This window comes from Campylobacter showae CC57C, from assembly GCF_000344295.2.
GTDB classification, from domain to species: domain Bacteria; phylum Campylobacterota; class Campylobacteria; order Campylobacterales; family Campylobacteraceae; genus Campylobacter_A; species Campylobacter_A showae_B.
The window spans coordinates 1-22121 of record NZ_AOTD01000135.1; the positions used below are offsets into that span (position 1 = coordinate 1).

Here is a 22121-nt window from a genome sequence, read left to right on the forward strand (position 1 = left end):
AAAGTCTTGTGCGGATGCTACATAATACCGATTATTTTAAAAGGCGAGGAAATAAATCAACTAAAAATAGTAGGTAAGGTTAGGTGCAAATTTAATATCAATATGAAAGTATTTTAAAACATAAAATAACCTTAAAATGTGTCTTAATCAAAAATATTGAATTTTTAAGAATAAAGTCTTTGGATTGCGGTGTTTTTTACGATGTGTCTTAATGGGTTTTTGAGTATATCGTTGTTTGATACATTTAAGACACATTAAGCCTGTTTAAGACACATTTTTTACAATTTTTCGTGTCTTAATGCTCATATTTTTAAAAATTTGCTGTGCCTTCAGTGGCAAATCTTAAGCGATATACGGCCGTGATGGGTAAAATTTCGGGAGGCTTTAAAAGGCGTTTAAAGAGCGATTATTTGGGCTTTTAGATATGATTACGGCGTTAAAATTTTCCGCTTTTTTGGGACAAAACGGACGATTTGGGATTATAGGGATTTTTCTTTTAGCTGAATTCTTGCGTTACAACTGAGAGTGAAGCTTTTTAAACTGCCTATTTTACGCGCTTTCAAAAATATCGCGCTAAAATTTATCACTCTCATTTTCTATACCCCCTCACATAACCGCAAATAATCTTTAAAGGATTTTCTCATGCAAAGCTTGCTTTTTACGCCGTTAAAAATCGGCGATCTGCAGATCAAAAATCGCATCGTGATGCCGCCGATGTGCACGTATAAGGCCAAGGACGAAAACGGCTGTCCTAGGTGCTTTCACCGCTTGCACTACGCCGCTCGCGCGCGGGGGGGGGGCGTCGGGCTCATCATCGTCGAAGCTACGGCCGTCGAGCCTAGAGGTAGGATCGCGAGCCGCGATCTGGGGCTGTGGAACGACGAGCAGCAGGAGGCGCACGCCAGGCTCGTCAAGGAGTGCGTCAAATACGGCGCCGTAATGGCCGTCCAGCTCGCGCATGCCGGTAGAAAAAGCGAGTGCGATGGTCTGATCGCACCTAGCGCGGTAAAATTTAGCGAGAGCTACAAAACGCCGAGACAGATGAGCGTAGAGGACATCGTTTCGGTCAAGCAAGCTTTCGTTCAGGCTGCGATCAGAGCCGAGCGTGCAGGATACGCCGCGACCGAGATCCACGCCGCGCACGGTTATCTCATCAGCGAATTTCTCTCGCCTGGGATCAATCTGCGAGACGACGAATACGGCGGGAGCTTCGAAAACCGCGCGAGATTTTTAAAAGAAATTTTAAGCGAGATAAAAGCCGCGGTAAAAATCCCCGTCGGCGTGCGCATAAGCGCGGATAGCTGGGCGAAGGGCGACTGGAGCCTAGAGGATAGCGTGCGGCTAGCAAAAGAGCTCGAGCTCTTGGGCGCTGCGTTTATCCACGTCTCGGCGGGCGGATTTTTTGAGCGCACGGATAGCGCGCCTGCGTTTACTCCGCTTTATCAGGCTGGCTACGCTAAGGCCGTAAAGCAGGCCGTTAGCATCCCGGTGATCGCGGTCGGACTCATCACAAAGGCGTCCGAGGGTGAGGCGCTGCTACTAGGCGGCGTTTGCGACGGGGTGGCTTATGGCAGAGAGTTGCTGCGAAATCCAAATTTCGCGCAGGCTGCGATGAGTGAGCTAGGGTGCGCTGAGCTGATAGAAAACTCATACAAAAGGGCGTTTAAGTAAATTTACAAGATCGCTCGGCGTAAATTTGAACTAGTTGCGTCGGCTAAATTTTGAGTAAATTTGACTGGTTGCTTGGGCAAACCGTTTGGCAAATTTAGCCTAGCTATTAGGACTGTAAATTTGGCAAATTTACGTCCCTGCTACGGCGTCAAATTTGATTTGATTGCTACCGATTTTAGTAATGCTAAATTCATAAATAAAACGGCTGATTTTTTGATTTATTGCGTCAAATTTGTAGAATTAAAGATAAAATTTAAGCCGCAAAAACGGCTTAAATTTAGGTGAGTTTGTAGCTAACCGGGATTTTTATGACGTAGTCGCGATCAAGCGTCGGAAAATCAGGTGCAGCGCGGTTTATGAGCTCGACTGCGGCCTCGTCTAGTGTCTCAAAGCCTGAGCTTTTTATCACCTTTACGTCGCGGACGCTGCCGTCTTTTTTGTATAAAAAGCTAACCTCTACGACGCCTTGATGGCGCATTTTTTGCGCGCGTTTAGGGTATTTGTGATGCTTTTGTATCGCCTTTTGGATCTTAGAAAATCTCTCGTCGCCGGCTGATGTCGCGAAGTTAAATTCTCCAACTGTTTCAGCTCCGCTAGGCGGTAAATTTGATTTTACGTTCGAGCTTGGGGCGGCGCTTGGCTGTGCCACGGGCGGCGTAGGGGTCGGGGGCGACGGCTGTGCGGGCGGCGTTGCCTGCGCTACTTGCTGTTCCGGCTCAGGCTCAGGCTTTTTAACCGGTTTTGGCGTAGGTTTAGGCTTTGGTTTTTCCACGGGCTTTTCCACGGGTTTTGGCTTCTCTACCGGTTTTTCTATTGGTTTTGGTTTTTCTATCGGTTTAGGTGGCTCGACCGGTTTTGGCGGTTCTGGCGGCGTGACGACAGGTTCTGGCGGAGGAGGCGCAGGCGGGGCCGGAGGCGGCGGCGCTGGTGGGGTAGGTGCCGGCGGGAGCGGAGCTGCTGGCGGCGTAAAGGTATTTAGCGCTATCTTGACGCTTTTTTCTTCCGGCATCGGTTTTAGTTCTTCGTAAAATTTGATAAAAGATCCGATGAGGATAGAGTGCAACAGGATAGAAACGCCAAGCCCCGTAAAGCTGGCGAGTCTATTCAGTTGTTGTTGTGATAGCGAAGTTTTCATGATTTTTTTCTTTTAGTATGTCGATAACCTTGATAAACGAGTCAAATTTGCTCTCTTTATCGCTTTTAAGTTCTATTAACGTTTCGTTTTTTATCTCGTTTAGCTTTTCTTTCAAATTTTCCTCAGCGATTTTATCTTCGCCTATAAAAAATTCATTATCTTTATTAATTAAAACCGCGATTTTATCGTTTTCGTCTTGCTTTTTTTCTGCGCTTTCGCTGTTTGGCAGGTCGATTTTGATATTGCCCTGAGCGATAAAAGTCGAAATGCTAAGCACGATGGCTAGCAAAACGAGCATAATATCTATGAGTGGGATTACGTTTAATCCCTCTTTTTTAGGCATTCTCACGTGAAGCCTTGTAGCGGTTTACTAAAACGTCCACTTTTCTCATAAACGCGTTGTAAATCATTAGCGTCGGTATCGCGACGATGAGGCCTAGCGCGGTTGCTTTTAGTGCGAGAGATAGGCCGACCATGATGCTTTTAGTGTCGATGCCGCCGCTCATACCCATGTCGTAAAAGGTCACCATGATGCCCGCGACCGTACCCAAAAGCCCGATATACGGCGCATTTGAATAAACTATATAAAGCGTTGTTAAATTTCTAGTTACGCTCTCTTCAAAGTCGTCTTGATTCTTATAATTTTCAAATTTAACGTTTGCGTAAAAGATCAAGCGCTCTATCGTGAGCCATACTACGACAAAGCTCATAAGCCCTAAGATACCGATGATAACGTAATCGACGTTGTGTTTGAGAAATTCCATTTAATGCCTTCTTATAAAATTTGCGCGCCAATTATATCAGATTATGGTATTTATTGTCAATAACAAATAAGCAAGTAATATTCTAAAATAAATTTATCTAAAATTTAGTCTTAGAATTGTAATATTCGTTTTCAAAATTTGAGCGGATTAAAGAAAACAAAATTTAAATATTTTCTAAATCAGAGCAAATTTTCGTAAATTTAAAGAGGAGAAAAAATGAGTTTTAACAATGTTGCGAAAATTTCTTTCGTAGCGGCTCTAGCCATCGGTGCAAACGCCGCCGAGAACGTAACGCTAAGCGGCGTAGAAGTAACAAGCACCGGCGGCGGCTACGGCGTGGACGACGTAAAGATAAGCACGAGAAACGCAGGTATACTAAAAGACGTCATGCGCGATATTCCCGGCGTTTACGTAGGCGGCACGAACGGCATGAATCAAAAAATCTACATGAGAGGCGTGAGCGACCGCGGCCTAAATATCACGATCGACGGCGCGAAGCAAAACGGAAATACCTTTCACCACAATGCAGACCTCCTGATCGACCCCGATCTAATCAAGGCCATCGACGTTGAGGTCGGTGCGCGCTCTGTGGTAAACGGCGCCGGAGCTCTGGGCGGTTCGGTGGCTTTTAGGACGGTGGACGCTAGAGACCTGCTAGATGACGGCGAAATCATCGGCGCTAAAATCAAAACGGGCTACGCCTCAAACAACGATGAATTTTCGCAAGGGCTCACGGTATTTACCGCGCCCGTCGAGGGACTTGACTTTTTAGCCGCGCTAAATCACAAAGGCTACGACTACGGCAAGAGCGGTAACGGTAAGAAAATTGGCGGCGACGGCAACGACCTTAGCTATCTTTTTAAGCTCGGATATAGCTTTTTAGATGCGCACAGGGTATCGCTCTCTCACGAGCACAACCACTATAAGGGACTTTATCCGTTGAGAGCGGAGTTTGGCAGCTGGCATAGCGGAGGCAATGCTGATGCCGATCGCAAATACGAGCGCGATACGACGACGCTAAAATACGAATTTACGCCGAGCGGGCTGCTAAACCTAGACGTAACGGCCTATCATACGAAACATCAGAGGATCGACGCTAGCAAATGGGGCGTAAAAACTAGAGGCCTAAGCGCGAAAACAAAAACAGTGATAGAGACGGGCGACGTGACGCAGACGCTAAGATACGGCGCGGAGTACTACCACAGCGAGAACTTTAACAAACCGCAAAACAACCGCCCTGAAAAAGTAAACAACTACTCGTTTTACTTAGAGGACGCGATCAAATTTGCAGGCCTAACCGTGACTCCTGGCATCAGATACGAGCGTCACGAGCTAAAGACCTATAACGGCACTGGCGCAAATATCGGCGGATACAAATACAAATTTGACGAATTTTCGCCGGCTTTGGCGCTTGATTACGAGTTTATTAAAGGGCTTGGGGTATTTGCTAGCTATGCTAAAGTCTTTAGAGGACCGGACGTTATGGAGTCCATGCTAGCTAGCGGCTCTAGCAGAGGTACGCCTCTAGGATACAGAGCAAACCCTGATCTAAAGGCCACTACGGGCGATAGCTACGAGATCGGCGGACGCTACAAGGGCGAGTTTAGCGAAACGGGACACGTTAGCTTCGTAGCTAAATACTTTAAAACCAAATACAAAAATCTAATCGTAGATAATAACGCAGCGGGCGGACGTGTAAATCCGGTGCTTTATAGGATCAACGCAGGCGGCGCAGATATTGACGGTGTCGAGCTTTTGGCTAGACTAAACCTAGATGCGCTAAGTCTTGGCGCTAGCTACACTCATCAAAAAGTAAGATATAAAGACCGCGTGAGTAACGGTAGCGGCGGCTACTACACGTCAAATATCATCGGCTACCGCGACCAAGGCGACAAATACACCTTTAACGCCGAGTATTCGATAAATGCTATCGATACTCTTGTGGGTTATAATCTTATTTATTTTGCCTCGAAAGACACGACGAGTGCCGGCAACGACGCTGCCGTACATATCCCGAGCTACGCTGTGAGCGACATATATCTCACTTATGCACCAAGCAGCGGTAAATTTAAGGGGCTTGAGATAAATGCGGGCGTTTATAACGTATTTAACAAAGCCTACGTCTCGCAGTCTCAAAGAATAGCCGAATATACGGGCGATGCGAACGCGATCGACTGGGAGCCGGGCAGAAACTTTAAGGTTAACGTCTCTTATAAATTTTAATTTTTATTCTAAATTCATGCACCTGGGGGCTTAAATTTAAGCCCCTTTTTTCTATCTTTTATCAAATTTACTCAAATTTGGCGTTGTTTATTTTTGTATTTGCGAGTAAAATCCACTCAAATTTAACCTGTTTTTTGGCGGAGCGAATAAAATTTGGCTACGGAACGTCAAGAATAAAACCTAAATTTTAGCGGTTAAATTTGCGAGCATTCGGCGTCAAATTTGACGGACGGTTTTTGGTTTTTATATTTTCAAGATGTGGGTTTTGGGAGGTAAATTTTGGGGCAAATTTGAAGTTAAATTTGCTACGGTCAAATTTAAAAAGGCGAGCCGAATTTGACTCGCCGTAGTAAATTTAACGCCGAATTTAAATGCGTTAAATTTACTGTTTTTATTATCGCTTTCTACCCATTCTTTTTAGATTGTCGCATGCAGACGTGTCACCGCTAAAGCACGCCGAGCGGTAGATGCTTCTAGCTTTTGACTCGTCCTGCGCTACGCCTAGGCCGTGCTCGTAAAGTACGGCCGTGTTCGTGCAGCACGGTACGTCGCCTAGTTTGCAGCCTCTATCGTAGGCCGACATGGCGTTTGCGTAGTCAGGCTCCTTGCCGTCGGCATTTGAGCGGTAAAACTCGCCTAGGTAGTAGCACGAATACGCGCCGCCGTTTGCGCAAGAGGCATTGTAGATTTCAAGGGCTTTATTTGCGTCTTTGCTCACGCCAAGGCCCGTTTGATACATGTTGGCAAGGTTTGTGCAAGCAGGCTGGTAGTTATTGCCGCACGCTCTTTCATAGTATTTTAGAGCGGTTTTGTGATCTTGTAGATTTTGATAGCTGATGGCAAGATCGTTGCATGCGGAGTAGTTGCCGCTTTCGCATTTTGGTTTTAACACGCCTATGGCACGCTTGTTGAAATCATAGTCTGGGTTATCGCTAGAAAAGCTACCGCCGCCGCTTGAAGCCGCGCATCCTACAAACAAAAGCCCGATCAAGGCAAGAAGTAAATTTCTCATTTTTTATCCTTTCCGTAGTTTTAAAATTGTCCAAAGAGGTCATTTAGTGCTTCGCTGATACTAGGGTGGGTGAAAATCTGATTTTTAAAGAAGTCAGTGCCCGCACCTAAAGCCATCGCGATAGCGATCTCGTTGATAAGCTCGTTTGCATAAACGCAGTGAAACGCCGCGCCCAAAATTTTGCCGCTTTTTGCGTCCACGATCGCTTTTAAAAATCCCGTTTCGTTGCCGACTACCTTTGCGCCGGGGACTGTGGCTAGCGCTAGTTTTAGGACTTTAAAATCCAAATTTTGCGTCGTGGCTCGTTTTTCGCTTAGTCCAATGCTAGCTAGCGGAGTCTCGGTAAAAAGTGTGCTGGCGTGAGGAGAGCGGTTTAGAGTGCTACGTTTGCCTGCGCCAAAAAGCTTGTCGAATACGATGCGAAAATCATCTAGGCTCGTGTACGTGAAAAGCTCGCCGCCGCGAACGTCGCCTACCGCGTAGATATGCGGCTGGGCGGTTTGTAAAAACTCGTTTACGAGCACGTTTCTTTTTGCGTCCGTTTGTACGCCCGCTACGCTCAAGTTTAGATCCGCAGTCGCAGCTACGCGCCCCGTCGCTAGTAAAAATGCGTCCGCGTCAAGGCTCTTTGCCTCGCCGTTTTGTGTGAAATTTAGCGTGCCGTCTTTTAAATTTTTAACTTCGCAACCTTCTAAAATCTCGATCCCTTGCGTCTCAAGCAGCGTTTTTACACTCCCTCTTACGTCATCGTCCTCGTTTTTTAGCACGCCCGAGCGAGCTACGATAGTGACTTTTGAGCCAAACTCCGCAAACATCGAGGCAAACTCAAGCCCGATGTATCCGCCGCCTACCACCACTAGGTGTTTTGGAAGCGTTTTTAGATTTAAAATCCCCGTACTGTCAAAGGCTAAATTTGAACTAACCTCAAAGCTAGGTTTTTCATTAACCGAGCCCGTATTTATGACGATCGTCGGCGCGGTAAGCGTGCTTTTTGAGCCGTCTGCCGCCGCGACTTCGACGCTATTTTTATCTATAAATTTAGCCGTGCCATTTATCACGTCGATGTTTGCGTTGCCGTCAAGCATCGTGAAATTTTTGGCTCTAAGCGCGGAGATTAGCTTGTCTTTCTTTTCGACGCTAAGCGCGAAATACTCGCCCGCGACGTTATTGTTGACGTATTTTGCCTCTTTGCTTAAATTTACTAGCTTTTTTGTCGGGATGCAGCCGACGTTTATGCATGTTCCGCCGTACATCTGCACCGATTTTTCAATTACGGCGACCTTTTTGCCTAAATTTGCGGCTTTTACGGCGAGAGTTTTGCCTGCTTTGCCAAAGCCGATGACGATGATATCGTAGTTTTTCATATGTTTTTTCCTAGTATGTAGTGCGTAGTTTCATTTACTCTTTTTATGTTTATCTTGTTTTTTTCAGCCCAGTTTTCGATCACGTTTAGCGCACCTGGCATTTTGCCTGCGTTTTTTATCTTAAACACGTCCTCGCTGCCGCTCATCGCGACAAAGCCGCCGAGCGGTTTTAGATGGTCGTTTAGAGTGATAATACTGCTTAAATTTAACCCGTCGCAGTTGTTTAGTATGCGCTTAACCTGCGCGGCGGTCGCGTCGTTTTCGTTATAGCCTAGTTGGTTTAAGAGAGCTGAAATTTCCATATTTTTCCTTTCTAGTTTATGCTTTTTTGACTTACTAAAACGCCCTCGATGAGCTTTTTTATATCGCCGTCTAGTATAGCGTCGGTTTGACTATACGCCTCGCCGCTGCGGTTATCTTTGACCTGCTGATACGGGAAAAGCACGTAGGAGCGGATCTGATGCCCCCAGCCGATCTCGCTTTTTTCGATACTGCCGGCGGCTTCTTGCTGTTTCATTAGCTCTAGTTCGTACAGGCGCGATTTTAGCATTTTCATTGCAGTTGCTTTGTTTTTGTGCTGACTGCGGTCGTTTTGACACTGCACGACGATGCCGGTGGGCACGTGAGTGATACGCACGGCGGACTCGGTTTTGTTTACGTGCTGGCCGCCTGCTCCGCCTGCGCGGTAGGTGTCGATTTTTAGGTCTTTTTCGTCAATTTCTATCTCGATGTCGTCATCTATCTCGGGGCTTACCATCACGCTGGTAAAGCTCGTATGGCGGCGTCCGGCGCTATCAAACGGACTGGTTCGCACTAAGCGGTGGATGCCGTTTTCAGCCTTTAGGTAGCCGTAGGCGTTTACGCCTTTAACGATAAAGCTCACGTCTTTTAGTCCTGCTTCTTCGCCCTCTTGGAAGTCCAGAGTCTCGACCTTAAAGCCCTCGCGCTCGCAAAAGCGCAGATACATGCGGTATAGCATGCTCGCCCAGTCGTTACTCTCTGTACCGCCAGCGCCCGGATGTATGGTGACGATAGCATTTTTGCCGTCATCCTCGCCGCTAAGCAGCATAGAAATCTCTAAATTTACTATCTTATCCTCTAACTCGCCAGCCTCGGCAAATAGCGAATTTATCGTCTCTTCGTCGTTTTCAGAGTTTGCCAGCTCGTATAGATCTTTTGCGTCGTCTACGGCGCTTTTGGCATTTAGGAAGTTATTTAAGATGTTTGAAATTTTAGTTTTTTCCTTGCCGATTGCGCCCGCTTTTGCGATGTCTTGCCAGAAATTTTGATCGTTTTCTAGCTCCTCGATCTCTTTTAGGCGAGCTTTGATACTCTCGGGTTTTACGACGCCAGCGATATTTTCTACTTTTGTGTTTAGTGTTTTTAGGAGTTCAGTGTATTCGTAATTATCCAAAATTTAAGACCTTTTTTGTGCTTTTTAGCGTGATTATAACATATTTGTAAGAGTAAAGATAAAATTTGCTATAATCGCGCGTTAAAATTAGACATAAAGAAGAGAAAATGCAAATTTTAAGAACAGCAGAACAGCTGCGAGATTTCGTCGCAGCAAATCCCAAAAATATCGGTTTCGTACCTACGATGGGCGCACTTCACGACGGACACGCTAGCCTCATAGAAAAGTGCGTAGCAGAAAACAAAACCGCGATCGTTTCGACGTTTGTAAACCCGACGCAGTTTTTAGCGGGCGAGGACTTTGAGAGCTATCCAAAAAACGAACAAAACGACGCTAAAATTTGTGAGGAGCTGGGCGTACATGCGATGTTTGCGCCTGAGGCTAGGGAGCTATATTTTGATACCGAGCCGCTAATCAGCGCGCCTGAAAATTTAGCAAGCGTGCTTGAGGGCAAGACTCGCCCCGGACACTTTGACGGCGTGCTTCGCGTGCTAAATAAGCTCTTTAATCTAACAAACGCAAAGCGCGTCTATATGGGCAAAAAGGACGCGCAGCAGCTGCTTATCGTGCGTAATTTCGTAAAGACCTGTTTTTTAAATTTAGAGATCGTGCCTTGCGAGATCGTTCGCGCTCGAGACGGACTGGCGCTTAGCTCGCGAAACGCCTACCTAGACGAGGGGCAAAAGCTAGAGGCGCTTAAGCTTTCGCATTCGCTTAAAAAAGCCTCAAATTTGATCGCTGCGGGCGAGCTAAGCGCACAAACGATAAAAGGCGAGATGCTCCAAACCCTAGAGCCGCTAAACGTCGACTACGTCGCGATCGTGGATAGAAATTTAAACGAAATCTCGCTAATAGAGCCAAGCAACACCATCATCCTAGTCGCCGCGTACGTGGGCAAAACGCGTCTGATCGACAATCTGTGGGTATAAAATGGGCAAGCTTCACTTAGTATCTTTAGGCTGTAACAAAAATCTGGTGGATTCTGAGATCATGCTCGGACGCCTCTCAAACTACGAGATCACGCCAGATGTCGCCTCTGCCGACGTCATCATCGTAAATACCTGCGGCTTTATAAACTCAGCCAAAGAAGAGAGCATCCGCGCGATCCTGAATATGCACGAAGCGCGCAAAAAAGGCTCTTTGCTCGTAGTAACGGGCTGTCTGATGCAGCGCTACCGCGAGGAGCTGATGAAGGAGCTGCCCGAGGTCGATCTTTTCACCGGCGTCGGAGACTACGACAAGATCGACGAGATCATCCTAAAAAAGCAAAATTTATTTAGCCCGGACACCTACCTGCAAGCAAGCGAAGAGCGCGTGATAACGGGCTCAAACTACCATGCCTACATCAAAATTTCAGAAGGCTGTAATCAAAAATGCAGCTTCTGCGCGATCCCAACCTTTAAGGGCAAGCTAAAATCCCGCGCGCTCGAAAATATCGTAGATGAGGTGCAAAAGCTCGTAAAAAAGGGCTACTACGACTTTAGCTTCCTATCGCAGGACAGTAGCTCGTATATGCGCGATCACGCGGTTAGCGACGGGCTCATCTCTCTCATCGACGCGGTTGAGAAGATAGAGGGCGTCAAAACCGCGCGCATACTCTATCTCTATCCTAGCACGACCTCAAACGCGCTAATTGAGCGCATCATCGCCTCGCGGGTATTTGTAAACTACTTTGATATGCCGATCCAGCACTCAAGCGAGAAAATGCTAAAAATCATGAGGCGCGGAAGCGGTGCGGCGCGGATCAAAGAGCTTTTAAATTTAATGCGAAGTGCGCCGGGTGCGTTTTTACGAACAGGCGTCATAGTCGGGCACCCGGGCGAGAGTGAAGCCGAATTTGACGAGCTTTGCGCGTTTTTGCAGGAGTTTAAATTTGACCGCGTTTCGGCGTTTGCCTACTCCAAAGAAGAAGACACGCTCTCATACGAGATGGAGCAGGTACCGGCCAAAATCATCTCAAAGCGTCTAAGCAAAATAGAAAAGATCACTCGAGCCGCGATCGAGGCGAGCTTCGCGCAGGAGCTAGGGCAAAAATTTATCGTTTCTCTGGAGGGCGAAAGCAGCGAGGGCGAGATGTTTTACGCTGCGAAAAAGGCGCTCTGGGATAAGGACATCGACGGCGAAATTTTGATCAACGAAAGCGATGTGGAGCAGCTAGAAACCGGCGGTCGCTACTGGTGCGAGATCACGCAGGTAGCGGGCAGCCAGGCGCTAGGCAAGATCACGGCAAAGGCCTAAAATGCTAAGCGCGCCCGTTTTGCATAAGCTAAAATCGGGGCGAAATCTGCTTGCATTTTCGCATGGCGTCGACAGCACGGCGCTTTTTTACCTTTTGGACGAGGCTGGCATGAAATTTGACCTTGCGATCGTGGACTATAACGTCCGCGCGCAAAGCAAGGACGAAGTCGCCTCTGCGCGGGACTTGGCGACCAAATTTAACAAACGAATCTACGTAAAAAGCGTGCAGCTGGGCGAGTCAAATTTCGAGCACGAGGCGCGCGCGGCCAGATATGATTTTTTCGCCGAGATTTGCCGCAAGCAGGGATATGAAAATTTGATCTTAGCGCATCAGTTTGATGATAAATTCGAGTGGTTTTTGATGCAACTTGGGCGCGGCGCGGGGCTTAGCGAGCTGCTTGGCATGCAGGAGCTTGAAGCTCGCGATAACTACGTGATCGCTCGACCGCTTCTAGGAGTGCGAAAGTGCGAGCTGGAGCGGTTTTTGCGTGAGCGAAACCTAAAATACTTCACCGACGAGACGAATTTGACGGACCAGTTTAAACGCGGATTTGTTCGCGCGAAATTTAGCGAGCCGTTTTTGGACGAATACTTTAGCGGCGTGAAAAAAAGCTTTGAGTTTTTGGCGGCTGACGCGTTAAGCTTAACTCCCGAAATTTCTAATCCCGCGCCTAAAATTTATCTCGTAAAACGCGGCGCAAACGAGATTCGCGGCGTGGATCAGGCCTACAAGAGACTAGGGCTCGTGCTAAGCGCCGCACAGCGAAACGAATGCGCGCGCTGCCTAGAAAATGGCGCTGACTGCGTGCTTGGCGGCAAGGTAGCCGTCGGGGCGAGCGTAAATTTTATACTTGTAACGCCATATATCAAAGCGGCGATGGACAAGAAATTTAAAGAATCGTGCAGGCGGCTCTCCATCCCGCCGATAAACCGCGGATTTTTATTTGTCGAGAGTGCGGATCTATCCAAATTTAAAGAACTTTTGTAAGCTTTGGTATGCAACTGCCGCTAAAAATACACAAATTTTAAGATCGATAAAATTTGATCGCCGTGCCTCGCATTGCCTTCGCGCAAGGTTGTGCGGTCAGGCGAGGTCGAAAAAACAAACTCGCCAATGACTAACCAAATTTATCAAATTTAAAAGCCGAGACGATCACTCCCCGTATTTTTTCTTTAGATCGTCCCACGTCACTAGCGTGCGTTTGCCCTCTAGGCTGCGGATGCGCGTGACGTCTTGCATCATCTCTAGCACCCCCTTAAATACGCCGTTTTCGTCGCGCACGGCGGCGTAGTAGATGTAGATAAATTTACCGTGAAGCTCCAGCCAAAAGTCGATCTCATCGCGCTCGCCCTTGCGAAAGGCGTCGATGATCTCTAGCACGCTGGCTACGCTCTCGCGCGGGTGGCAGTTTTTCACGTCGCGCCCGATGACGCCTGCGCTTCGCGGAAATACGCGGTGCTTGGTGTCGGTGTAAAATTTCACGATCTCGTTTTCGTCGACGAAGGAGAGGTCAACGGGCATGTGCCTATAAATGAGATTGATTTGCTCTAGCGTGAGCTTGCCTGTGGCGACGTCAAAAACAGCGTTTTTATCGCGGTTTGCATCTGGATTTAGTCCATATTTACTCATCAAATTTAACAGCTCTTTTATGAAATTCGGATTTAAAACCGCTTCGTTTAGGTCGCCTTTTCGTAAATTTACCGCACTTAAATTTGACTCGCTTTGCGAATTTACATCCTTTAAATTTGCCTCCGAGCCGCCGCCGGAGTCTAAATTTAACGGATAAAATTCGCTCGGTTTTTCGATGAGAAAATACCCGATCTCATCATCGCCGCATCTCATCGCGCGAAACTCCTCCTCGCTGATTAGCTCCAGCGACGTTGGATAGAGCGCCGCCTCCTCGCGTGCGAGTAGGTCAAGCAGGTTTTCGTAGATCTCGTGCTGCGCCGCGATAAACTCATCCGCCTTGCCTTCCTCTAGCAGCTCGCGCGCTGCGGCGATACCGTCTCGGACCTTATTATCAAAGCTCCACATAAAGCGCGACGGGCGGTCAAAGCCCTTGTTTTCGAGCATCGAGTAGAGTTGATGCTGTTTTCTGGCAAAGTGCGTCCTGTTAAAGCTGCCCAGTTTGTCGTAAATTTCAAGCCACTCGTTTTTGATAAATTTCTTTTTTAACAGCTCTTTTGCCTTTGCGATTAGCTCGCGCGCGGCGTCGTTCTCGCTGATGTAGGTGGCGATAGGGTGGTCTTTTGGCAGCTTGGGGCGCTCGGCTGTTAGGATACCGCGCAGGATTTCTGATAGCTCGGCGGCGTTTTCGTCGATAAACTCGCTCTTAAAGCCTAAATTTAGCAAATTTGCGCGCACGTTTTTAAAATCGGCCGGCGTGAGTTTCGTTAGCTCCGATTTTGCAGCTTTTCTAGAGGCGAAAAAATTTTCCGCTCCGCTGAGGTAATCCCTTAAAATCGCAGTCGCCAAGGCAACGGCGGCGTTGTTAAATTTTATCATTTTGTGTCCTTAACTTAAATTTTAAGGATTATACAAAAAGCGGAGATTAAAAACTTTGATTTATCTTAAGCTATAAATTTTGACGCCAAAGGTCGCGTCGATCTTTTCGGTATCTTTGCGCATTTCGATCGGAAAGTCGATTTTGACGATATTTTCGTAGCTTTGTAGCGCGTCCATAAACTCGTAAAATTTAGCAGGAGTTTTCATGGAGCCCGTTACGGTTAGCTCGTAGACCGAGATCTCGCCGTTTTTTGCGGCCTCTTTTGGCTCGCTTAGAATTACGTTTGCGAAATATTTTGATGCGAATTGAGTAAATTTGTCCGCGTCAAATTTGTTTTCAAGCGCGTCTAACTGGACTTTGTCGTTTTGTTTTATCTCGTCTAGGGCTTTTGATTTGGCGTCGTAGAGCCTTTGCGTTTGCGCGCTTGCGGCTATTTGCATGCGGCTTTCGTATTTGACCTGCTTGTACTCCTTGATGCTCGGCACCAAAAGGCCAAATATCATCGCGAGGCAAGCTATGATACAAATAAGTACGTAGATGAGTAGCTTGGTAACGTCGATATTTTGCAGGCTTCTATCTTTGCTCATTTTTGCCCTCTAAGATATCGGTTTTGTTTGTGCTGACGAAATTTAACCAGCCGCTATCTAGCTGATAAAACGAGGTGTTTGATGTGTTAAAAATCGACTTTAACGGCGTTGCGAGCAGCATGTTATAAACGTCGCGGCTAGGCGTGGTGCCTTTTACGATGAGCGAGTTTTTGTCCATCGAGATCTCGTGTAGCGTGATGCTTGACGGCACTAGATCGAGTAGGTTGCGCAGGCTTTGCTTTAAAACGGCGTTTGAGGCTGCAATCTCATTTGCGCTATCCCTTCTTTGCTTTAAAAGTACGGTTAGCTCGTCGGTTTGCCTGATCTGCTCTTTTGTTTGTACTTGTTTTTGTCTTGAGATTTGCGTCTCGTTTAGTAGCGAGTTGCTTTTTAGCTCGACGACTAAATTTACTATGGCAAAAAGCAGCACCGCCGTAGCTATAAAAAGTAGCCAAATTTTACTAAAAAGATCAAAAAACGGTTTTTTTCGAGGTTTTATGAAGCTATAACTAGTCATTTTCCAACTCTTTTTTCATTAGCTCAGTCATCGTTTTCAGGGTATTAACCGGATAAACGGCGGTCTTTACCAAAAGCTCGTTTTCTATATAATGTAAAAACGTAGCGCTCGTCCTCTCCGTAGCGTCGAAAATCACGACGTTTTCGATAAAATCGCCTTCGTAAAGCGGATTTGTGTAAAATTCTTTAAGCGCTAGCGAGATATAGCGGTATATGCTCATATCGCGTCCAAATATCGACACGGATGCCGTTACGTCAGTGGATTCTGGCATATTTATATCGTAGTCGAGGTCTGCAAACTCTTCTTCGCTGTCGTCCATTTTTAGCATTTCGCCAAGATCGTCCAGACCGTCCATAGTGTTAAAGCTTTCGTCTACATTTGCGATAAAATCGTCTATCTCGTCGCTGTTTTCTTTATCAAAATCCGCGCTATCGCTATACTCTTCATCGTTTTCTTTGCAAACGGCAGCGTATTTTACCCCTTCGCTTGAGGTGATGCAAATGGTAAAACCCTCTTCGCAAGAGTAGACGAAAAGGGTGCTTGCCGTGGGTAAATTATGCTTTTCGATCTCTTTTTGAGTTAGTGCGATTGGCGAATAAAGTACGTCTACGCCAATATCCGTAAATTTTTCCTCTGCGGCTTTTACGTCTGAGTGCTTTGCGTAGATAAGCCAGTTTTTGGCGGGATTTATGCAAGTTATTTCTTTTGTCTTGATGCCTAGTTTTTCGAGATTGTCGGCATTTTTAGCCTCAAACGCGCCTTGTTCGAGTGTGTCGAAAAACAGCGAAAGATAAACCCATTTATACTCTTTTTGCAGATTTTTTATGTACTCGTTTGCTCTTTCGGAAACTACGCCTGATTCATCTAGGTCAAATTCTGCTTTTATCGTTTTTAACAGCTTTGCGCCTTTGTAGGCCTCGCCGTAAAATAGGCATTTTTTGGACTGAATAACGGCGCTAAGATATAAGACGCTAAAAAAACGACGTATCAGCAAAGATTTCTCCTAAAAATTGCAATGCGTTATCATACCCAAAAAGCTATTAAGTTCAATTAAAACAGCTCTTTTTGCAGGGTTAAAAATTTATCCCTTATTATTTTGGCTTCTTCTTGTAGCGACGGATCGGTCAAATTTGACGGTTTGAGCAGATCATAGTCGCTCACCGCGATGTCGCACATCATGCGGATTTTGTCCAAATCGACCTTATTTACCTTGCCTGATTTGCTGATTTTTTGGATATTTTCTAGGTAGCCGTTTGAGCGAGCGATGTAGAGTGCGTATTTTTGCGAGATTTCGCTTTGCACCATCACGGTGTGGGCGAGTTTGTTGTAGATGTCTTTGTTGTATGCAGATTTTGATAGCTTGTAGGCGGTTTCATAGTCGCCCGTCTCGTAGTAAAATTTGGCCTGAAGGGCGTTTTTATAAGACGGACTAAAAGTGATAAACGAGATAAAAATGGCCGCCAAAAGCGCTCCGATAGATAAAACTACGGTCTTTGAGCTCATTTTTTCATCTCCTTTGTTATTAGCTCCCTTGCGTCTTCTAGCGCCATGTCTGTCACGCTAAAAGGCGGCGAGAGCGTATAAGAAATCTCGCTAAAAGGCTTTGGGATTATCATTTTATCCCAGCTTTTTAGCTGCCAAAATTTACTCGCTTCGTAGTTTAAAATTTGTATTTGCGCATTTTGCTTTTGCGCGATGACGACGGCTCCGTCGGCGACGCTGTGATAGGGACCGCGCGGACCGTCTGGGGTGATGATGACGTCGGTACCGCCTTTTAGCTCTCTAAAGCTTTGCGCGAGGGCCTTTACCGCGCCTTTTGAGCTACTGCCTCTGATCGCGCCGATGCCGAAAAACGAAATCACGCGCGCGATGATCTCGCCGTCTTTGTGGTCGCTGATTATTACCTTGGCGCGTCTTTGCGGATTTTGGCCGTTTTCCCACCAATGCACGTAGGCAAAGCTCATCAGCGCCAGTCTGCCGTGCCAAAATAGCACGACGCAGGGCTCGTTCGTCAAATTTGTCTTAGAAAAGCTCTTTTTGCAGGTTAAAAATATAATCCAAATAAAAAAATAGATAATGCGCGGGGCTAAATTTATAAAAACGCTTCGTTTAAATTTAGCCCACAAGCTCACCGTAAAGCACCATTCTCTTTGGATCGTTCACACGCACTTTTAGCGTCTTGCCTAGCAGCTCTTCGCTGCCTGCGACTTGAACGAGGAAGTTATTAAAGCTCCTGCCGGCGACGCCGCCGTTTGCGCGAAGCTCCTCAAAATATACGTCGAAAATTTTACCTTTTTGCGCTGCGACTATTTCGTCTAAAATCTCGTTGTGGCGGCTTTGTAGGCGGGTTAGGCGAGCGCTTGCGACGGTGTCCGGGATTTGGTTGGTAAATTCCGCCGCCTTGGTCATCGGGCGGGGCGAATACTTAAAGCTAAAAATTTGCTCGAAGCGCACCTTTTCCAGCACATCCATCGTGTCCTCAAACTCCTCGTCCGTTTCGCCTGGAAATGCTACGATAATGTCGGTTGAAATGCTAACCTCTGGGCACATCGCGCGCAGTCTAGCAGCCCTGTCTAAAAACCACTCTTTGGTGTAGCCGCGCTTCATCTCACGTAGGACTTTGGTGTTTCCGCTTTGAAGTGGCATGTGCATGGATTTGCAAATTTTGGGATTTTGACTAAAGATTTCTAAAAATTTATCGTCCATATGGAGCGGATGCGGGCTAGTAAAGCGTATGCGCTCGACGCCCTCGATCTCGCTGATCTTTACGAGTAGGTCGCTAAAATCTATCTTCTCGTGCGCGCCTGAAAACCTCTTGCCGTAGTTGTTTACGTTTTGCCCGAGCAAGAAAATTTCCTTCGCTCCGCCCTCGGCGGCTTTTTTTACTTCGCGCAGGATCAAATTTGCCGGGATCGAGATCTCGTCGCCTCTGGTGTGTGGGACGATGCAGTAAGTGCATTTTTTGTCGCAGCCGATCGAGATGTTTATGTGGCTTTTATACGGCGAGCCGCGAAATTCGCCGAATGCATACTCGCTCTCGTCGTGATTTATGTCGGTGCTGATAAATTTAGGCGTCTTAACGGCGGCTGAAATTTTACTGACGTTTCGCGCGCCCAGGACGAAATCCACGTAAGGCGCTCGTTTAAAAATTTCGCTTCCAAGGTGACTCGCCGTGCAGCCGCAAACGCCTATTTTGGCGCCCGCTTTTTTCACTTTTTCAAAACCGCCGACCTCGCTAAAAAGCTTATGCACGGGCTTTTCGCGCACCGAGCAGGTGTTGATGAGGATGAGGTCGGCCTCGGAGATGTCCTGAGTGAGTTCGTAGTCCTCTTTTTGTTTGAGCTCGGCGATGATGTGCTCGCTGTCGCGGACGTTCATCGCGCAGCCTAAAGTCTGGATAAAGAGCTTTTTTTGCGCTGCGCTCAAAGGATGTGCACCTCGTACATGTAGTCGTTTTCGTCGAGTCCGTATTTTACGGTGCGGTGGTAGACGCTAAGGCCTTTTTCCTCGAAAAACTCCACCAAAGCGATGAGTTGTTTGTGGCTGTTTTCTCTGTCGAAATAGAAAATTTGTTGCGGATCTTTTGCAAATGCCGCTTCGATTTTTTCAAGAGAGATCGTTTTTGGTTTGGCGTCAAGTTGCGTTCTAGCGAGTTTTAGCTCCATTTTTAATCCTTTGAAATCTTTAATTTAATCTGTGAATATAGCAAATTCATCATAAAAAACGCATTAAACTTCTTAAAAGTATAAAGCTTGTATAATACCTCTCTAACTCAAAAATTCCCCCAAATTTAAATAACGGAGCAAAAATAATATGGAAAAAATAGCGGATATCATAGAATCTATCGCAAATGAAAAAGGGCTCGAAATCGAGGACGTAAAAGAGCGCGTCATAAGAGCTATTATCAATACTGCAAAGAAAATTTACGGCGAAAACTACGAATACGACGCGGTTATCGATAATGCGACCAAGACCCTTCATCTATATCAAAAAATCACCGTCGTTGAGGACGGCGACGAGCGCTTGGCCGAGGACAACGAGCACTTTCTAAGCGTAAGCGAAGCTAAAAAAGTGGACTCTGAGGTAGAGATCGGCGACGAGCTAACCTACGAGCTATCTACTGACAACCTCGGCCGCACCGCTGCACAAACGCTTCACAAGGAGCTTGAGTATCACATTCAGCGTCTGATGGAGGAAAAAATCTTTCAAAAATACCAAGACATGGTCGGGCACATGGTTTTTGGCTCGGTCACGCGCGTGGATAGCGAGGAAAATACTTTCATCGAAATAGACGAGCTGCGAGCCGTGATGCCGCGTAAAAACCGCATAAAAGGCGAGAAATTTAAACCGGGCGATGTCGTAAAAGCCGTCATAAAAAGCGTCTATATCGATAAATCTATGGGTATCAAGGTCGAGCTAAGCCGCACATCGCCAAAATTCCTCGAAGCCCTGCTAAAAGCCGAAGTGCCGGAGATCAAGGACGGCCTCGTACTGATCGCCGCTAGCGCTAGAATCCCGGGCGAACGAGCTAAAGTCGCACTCGTGGCAACTTCGCCAAACGTCGATCCCGTGGGCGCGACCGTGGGCACCAAAGGCGTGCGCATAAACGCCGTTACAAAGGAGCTAAACGGCGAAAATATCGACGCGATCGAGTATTCGGCCGAGCCTGCAATCCTCATCACACGCGCGATGGCGCCGGCGATCATCAGCTCCGTCAAAATCGGCGAGGATAACAAGGCCGTCGTGAGCCTAGTAACCGAGCAAAAGAGCAAGGCTATCGGCAAAAGTGGCATAAATATCAGGCTAGCTAGCATGCTAACCGGTCACGAGATCGAGCTAAACGAGCTTGGCGCTAGAGGCGAGAGCAAAGACGAAAACGCGAAGGATCTAAAGGCGCTGTTTGGCGATCTGTAACCAAATTTGAGCCCTTTGGCCGCATGCGTTTGGGGCGGTAAATTTGAGGCACGGCGCCAGGGTCAAATTTGACCTGTGTCGTCTGCTAAAATTTGCCGCTTTTTATTTTCTACTTTAATGCGTTAAATTTATCCGTATCCATAACTTTATAAAACGAAAGAAGTCTGCGAGTAGTGAAATTTCAAGGCGGCGAGCAACCGCCAAATTTTAGGTTATTTATTTTTAGTAGAGCGGTACATCGGGTGCTGATAGTCGTTCCTCTCGCAACCGGCAGCTAAAAATCCAAATGCCAAAATAAACGCGCATAATACAACTTTTCTCATTTTCTCCCTTTTTTTGAATTTCATTTTCGAGCGATTATAGCAAATTTCGCGAAATTGCCAAAATATCCGCGGCTAAATTTGACGGAATTTGGGCAGTGCGATTTCGCGTCAAATTTGTAGCAGTTTTGCAAGAGCCGAGCAGTATATACGTCAAATTTGCCAAGTCCCCCGTATACGATAAATTCGCGCTGGCAGGCAAATTCCCTCGCCGAAATTTATCTCGCCTCGCGAGGTGCCGAGCCGTAATATATTAAATTTTTATCCAAAAAAAAGTAGAATATCTCATCTTAAATTTAAGGAAAAATCCGTGTTGCAAGCATTAGCGCTTAGATATAGACCGCGAAATTTTAGCGAGCTCGTAGGCCAGGAGGCCGTCAGCACCAGCCTCACGCATGCTCTGGACGAGAACCGCCTCACTCACGCCTACCTTTTTTCGGGGCTTCGCGGTAGCGGCAAGACCTCAAGCGCGAGGATATTTTCAAAGGCGCTGGTTTGCGATCACGGCCCGACTAGCCGGCCCTGCGAGCAGTGCGCCAACTGCATCGCCGCAAACGAAGGCCGCCACATCGACATCATTGAGATGGATGCGGCCAGCCACCGCGGTATCGACGATATAAAGGGGCTCATCGAGCAGACCAAGTATGCTCCGGCGATCGCGCGCTTTAAGATTTTCATCATCGACGAGGTGCATATGCTCTCCACGCCTGCGTTTAACGCGCTGCTAAAGACGCTCGAGGAGCCGCCGCCCTACGTCAAATTTATCCTGGCTACGACCGATCCGCTCAAGCTCCCGGCCACCGTTCTATCGCGCACGCAGCATTTTAGATTTCGCCAGATCTCGCGCCCGGACGTCGTCGCGCATCTTGACTTTATCCTAAACCGCGAAAACGTCCCGCACGAAAAAGAGGCTCTCGAGATCCTCGCTCGTAGCGGCGCTGGCTCGCTGCGCGATACTCTCACGTTGCTAGATCAGGCCATCATCTATGCTAAGGGCGAGCTAACGCAAAGCGCCGTAGCGCAGATGCTGGGACTCCTTGATCCGCAGCGCATAGAGGAGATTTTATCGCTTGTTATGAGCGGCGATAAACCTGCCGTTAGCGCGGCTGTAGCGCAGCTGGAGAGCTACGACGCCGAGATGGTGATAGACGAGATAACGGCCAATCTCAAGGCGAATTTTCTCGTGCAGAGCTCGAAATACTCGCTGCTTTTGTATGAGAGATTTTTTAGGATCCTCTCGCAGGCGCGCTCGATGCTAAGCGTCAGTAGCGACGGCGGATTCGTGCTTGGAGTGATGCTTTTTATGATGATCGAGGCGATAAATCTAAAATCAATCGACGAGATGATAGCCGTGGACGCGAGGGAAAAATTTGCGGATTCGCAGGCGCGCGTAGCTTCAAATTTTGCGGGCGGACGAAGCGAGGTGGCTAAATTTACGGCTCCTGCGCAGGCGGG

22 protein-coding genes are annotated in these 22121 nt (G+C 47.2%); 7 read left to right on the forward strand and 15 right to left on the reverse strand.

Annotated elements, in window-relative coordinates; translation table 11 throughout:
- Positions 1-642: 642 nt before the first annotated feature.
- Positions 643-1671, forward strand: coding sequence for an NADH:flavin oxidoreductase/NADH oxidase (locus H740_RS05235; RefSeq protein ID WP_002952139.1), 1029 nt, complete (start codon positions 643-645; stop codon positions 1669-1671).
- Between the two features lie 277 nt (positions 1672-1948).
- Here H740_RS05235 and H740_RS05245 read toward each other — a convergent pair whose 3' ends face one another.
- From H740_RS05245 to exbB, 3 genes are read right to left on the reverse strand one after another with little or no spacing between them, the layout of a single operon-like run.
- Positions 1949-2806 (reverse strand): energy transducer TonB, encoded by an 858-nt coding sequence (locus H740_RS05245; RefSeq protein WP_002952140.1) that lies wholly within the window; start codon positions 2804-2806, stop codon positions 1949-1951.
- Entirely contained in the window at positions 2772-3149 is a 378-nt protein-coding gene (gene exbD, locus H740_RS05250) for a TonB system transport protein ExbD (RefSeq protein ID WP_002952141.1), read from the reverse strand. The genes H740_RS05245 and exbD overlap by 35 nt, the downstream gene beginning before the upstream one ends.
- On the reverse strand, positions 3142-3570 hold the full coding sequence (gene exbB, locus H740_RS05255; RefSeq protein ID WP_002952142.1) for a TonB-system energizer ExbB: 429 nt from the start codon (positions 3568-3570) through the stop codon (positions 3142-3144). The genes exbD and exbB overlap by 8 nt, the downstream gene beginning before the upstream one ends.
- Before the next feature lie 216 nt (positions 3571-3786).
- Between exbB and H740_RS05260 the strand changes: the two genes are divergently transcribed.
- Positions 3787-5793 (forward strand): TonB-dependent receptor domain-containing protein, encoded by a 2007-nt coding sequence (locus H740_RS05260; RefSeq protein WP_002952143.1) that lies wholly within the window; start codon positions 3787-3789, stop codon positions 5791-5793.
- Between the two features lie 394 nt (positions 5794-6187).
- Here the strand turns inward: H740_RS05260 and H740_RS05265 are convergent, their stop codons facing one another.
- Genes H740_RS05265 through prfB form a run of 4 tightly spaced genes read right to left on the reverse strand, consistent with a single transcriptional unit; the run spans position 6188 to position 9583 of the window.
- Positions 6188-6805, reverse strand: a complete 618-nt coding sequence (locus H740_RS05265) for a tetratricopeptide repeat protein (RefSeq protein WP_002952144.1) — start codon at positions 6803-6805, stop codon at positions 6188-6190.
- A gap of 20 nt (positions 6806-6825) precedes the next feature.
- Positions 6826-8169: an FAD-dependent oxidoreductase gene (locus H740_RS05270; protein WP_002952145.1), complete on the reverse strand. Its 1344-nt coding sequence runs from the start codon at positions 8167-8169 to the stop codon at positions 6826-6828.
- The gene (locus H740_RS05275; RefSeq protein ID WP_002952147.1) at positions 8166-8471 is read right to left on the reverse strand and encodes a hypothetical protein; all 306 of its coding nucleotides are present in this window, start codon (positions 8469-8471) and stop codon (positions 8166-8168) included. The genes H740_RS05270 and H740_RS05275 overlap by 4 nt, the downstream gene beginning before the upstream one ends.
- 11 nt (positions 8472-8482) lie before the next feature.
- Positions 8483-9583, reverse strand: a complete 1101-nt coding sequence (prfB, locus tag H740_RS05280) for a peptide chain release factor 2 (RefSeq protein WP_002952148.1) — start codon at positions 9581-9583, stop codon at positions 8483-8485.
- A gap of 107 nt (positions 9584-9690) precedes the next feature.
- On the opposite strand from prfB, the gene panC reads away from it, so the two are divergent.
- The 3 genes from panC to tilS are packed head-to-tail and all read left to right on the forward strand — an operon-like array spanning position 9691 to position 12809.
- The gene (panC, locus tag H740_RS05285) at positions 9691-10512 is read left to right on the forward strand and encodes a pantoate--beta-alanine ligase (protein WP_002952149.1); all 822 of its coding nucleotides are present in this window, start codon (positions 9691-9693) and stop codon (positions 10510-10512) included.
- A 1-nt stretch (position 10513) separates the two neighbouring features.
- On the forward strand, positions 10514-11821 hold the full coding sequence (rimO, locus tag H740_RS05290; protein WP_002952150.1) for a 30S ribosomal protein S12 methylthiotransferase RimO: 1308 nt from the start codon (positions 10514-10516) through the stop codon (positions 11819-11821).
- Position 11822: 1 nt separating this feature from the next.
- Positions 11823-12809, forward strand: coding sequence for a tRNA lysidine(34) synthetase TilS (tilS, locus tag H740_RS05295; RefSeq protein ID WP_002952151.1), 987 nt, complete (start codon positions 11823-11825; stop codon positions 12807-12809).
- Positions 12810-12974: 165 nt separating this feature from the next.
- Here the strand turns inward: tilS and H740_RS05300 are convergent, their stop codons facing one another.
- The 8 genes from H740_RS05300 to H740_RS05335 are packed head-to-tail and all read right to left on the reverse strand — an operon-like array spanning position 12975 to position 19097.
- Positions 12975-14327: a DUF438 domain-containing protein gene (locus H740_RS05300; protein ID WP_002952152.1), complete on the reverse strand. Its 1353-nt coding sequence runs from the start codon at positions 14325-14327 to the stop codon at positions 12975-12977.
- A gap of 60 nt (positions 14328-14387) precedes the next feature.
- Positions 14388-14915 carry a hypothetical protein gene (locus H740_RS05305; RefSeq protein ID WP_002952153.1) on the reverse strand — a complete coding sequence of 176 codons (528 nt, stop codon included), beginning with the start codon at positions 14913-14915 and terminating at the stop codon, positions 14388-14390.
- Complete coding sequence (locus H740_RS05310; RefSeq protein WP_002952154.1) at positions 14902-15432, reverse strand: hypothetical protein; 531 nt, start codon at positions 15430-15432, stop codon at positions 14902-14904. Before H740_RS05310 ends, H740_RS05305 begins: the two co-directional genes overlap by 14 nt.
- Complete coding sequence (locus H740_RS05315) at positions 15425-16426, reverse strand: hypothetical protein (protein WP_002952160.1); 1002 nt, start codon at positions 16424-16426, stop codon at positions 15425-15427. Before H740_RS05315 ends, H740_RS05310 begins: the two co-directional genes overlap by 8 nt.
- 56 nt (positions 16427-16482) lie before the next feature.
- On the reverse strand, positions 16483-16935 hold the full coding sequence (locus H740_RS05320) for a hypothetical protein (RefSeq protein WP_002952162.1): 453 nt from the start codon (positions 16933-16935) through the stop codon (positions 16483-16485).
- Entirely contained in the window at positions 16932-17558 is a 627-nt protein-coding gene (locus tag H740_RS05325) for a lysophospholipid acyltransferase family protein (RefSeq protein ID WP_002952163.1), read from the reverse strand. The genes H740_RS05320 and H740_RS05325 overlap by 4 nt, the downstream gene beginning before the upstream one ends.
- A complete protein-coding gene (gene miaB / locus H740_RS05330; RefSeq protein WP_002952164.1) occupies positions 17548-18858 on the reverse strand; it encodes a tRNA (N6-isopentenyl adenosine(37)-C2)-methylthiotransferase MiaB in 1311 nt (436 codons plus the stop codon). Before miaB ends, H740_RS05325 begins: the two co-directional genes overlap by 11 nt.
- The gene (locus tag H740_RS05335; protein ID WP_002949978.1) at positions 18855-19097 is read right to left on the reverse strand and encodes an HP0268 family nuclease; all 243 of its coding nucleotides are present in this window, start codon (positions 19095-19097) and stop codon (positions 18855-18857) included. Before H740_RS05335 ends, miaB begins: the two co-directional genes overlap by 4 nt.
- A gap of 148 nt (positions 19098-19245) precedes the next feature.
- Between H740_RS05335 and nusA the strand changes: the two genes are divergently transcribed.
- A complete protein-coding gene (nusA, locus tag H740_RS05340) occupies positions 19246-20346 on the forward strand; it encodes a transcription termination factor NusA (RefSeq protein WP_002952165.1) in 1101 nt (366 codons plus the stop codon).
- A 633-nt stretch (positions 20347-20979) separates the two neighbouring features.
- Positions 20980-22121, forward strand: a 1142-nt coding sequence (locus H740_RS05345; RefSeq protein ID WP_231679325.1) for a DNA polymerase III subunit gamma/tau, incomplete at its 3' end; no start/stop codon positions are given.

Excerpts from the sequence above, each read along its gene's own strand:
- H740_RS05270 (WP_002952145.1), bottom strand. The coding sequence starts at position 8,169 with ATGAAAAACTACGATATCATCGTCATCGGCTTTGGCAAAGCAGGCAAA.
- panC (WP_002952149.1), top strand. The coding sequence starts at position 9,691 with ATGCAAATTTTAAGAACAGCAGAACAGCTGCGAGATTTCGTCGCAGCA.
- H740_RS05305 (WP_002952153.1), bottom strand. The coding sequence starts at position 14,915 with ATGAGCAAAGATAGAAGCCTGCAAAATATCGACGTTACCAAGCTACTC.
- H740_RS05265 (WP_002952144.1), bottom strand. The coding sequence starts at position 6,805 with ATGAGAAATTTACTTCTTGCCTTGATCGGGCTTTTGTTTGTAGGATGC.
- H740_RS05260 (WP_002952143.1), top strand. The coding sequence starts at position 3,787 with ATGAGTTTTAACAATGTTGCGAAAATTTCTTTCGTAGCGGCTCTAGCC.
- exbD (WP_002952141.1), bottom strand. The coding sequence starts at position 3,149 with ATGCCTAAAAAAGAGGGATTAAACGTAATCCCACTCATAGATATTATG.
- rimO (WP_002952150.1), top strand. The coding sequence starts at position 10,514 with ATGGGCAAGCTTCACTTAGTATCTTTAGGCTGTAACAAAAATCTGGTG.
- H740_RS05275 (WP_002952147.1), bottom strand. The coding sequence starts at position 8,471 with ATGGAAATTTCAGCTCTCTTAAACCAACTAGGCTATAACGAAAACGAC.
- H740_RS05245 (WP_002952140.1), bottom strand. The coding sequence starts at position 2,806 with ATGAAAACTTCGCTATCACAACAACAACTGAATAGACTCGCCAGCTTT.
- nusA (WP_002952165.1), top strand. The coding sequence starts at position 19,246 with ATGGAAAAAATAGCGGATATCATAGAATCTATCGCAAATGAAAAAGGG.
- tilS (WP_002952151.1), top strand. The coding sequence starts at position 11,823 with ATGCTAAGCGCGCCCGTTTTGCATAAGCTAAAATCGGGGCGAAATCTG.
- H740_RS05300 (WP_002952152.1), bottom strand. The coding sequence starts at position 14,327 with ATGATAAAATTTAACAACGCCGCCGTTGCCTTGGCGACTGCGATTTTA.
- exbB (WP_002952142.1), bottom strand. The coding sequence starts at position 3,570 with ATGGAATTTCTCAAACACAACGTCGATTACGTTATCATCGGTATCTTA.
- H740_RS05320 (WP_002952162.1), bottom strand. The coding sequence starts at position 16,935 with ATGAGCTCAAAGACCGTAGTTTTATCTATCGGAGCGCTTTTGGCGGCC.
- H740_RS05235 (WP_002952139.1), top strand. The coding sequence starts at position 643 with ATGCAAAGCTTGCTTTTTACGCCGTTAAAAATCGGCGATCTGCAGATC.
- H740_RS05310 (WP_002952154.1), bottom strand. The coding sequence starts at position 15,432 with ATGACTAGTTATAGCTTCATAAAACCTCGAAAAAAACCGTTTTTTGAT.
- H740_RS05335 (WP_002949978.1), bottom strand. The coding sequence starts at position 19,097 with ATGGAGCTAAAACTCGCTAGAACGCAACTTGACGCCAAACCAAAAACG.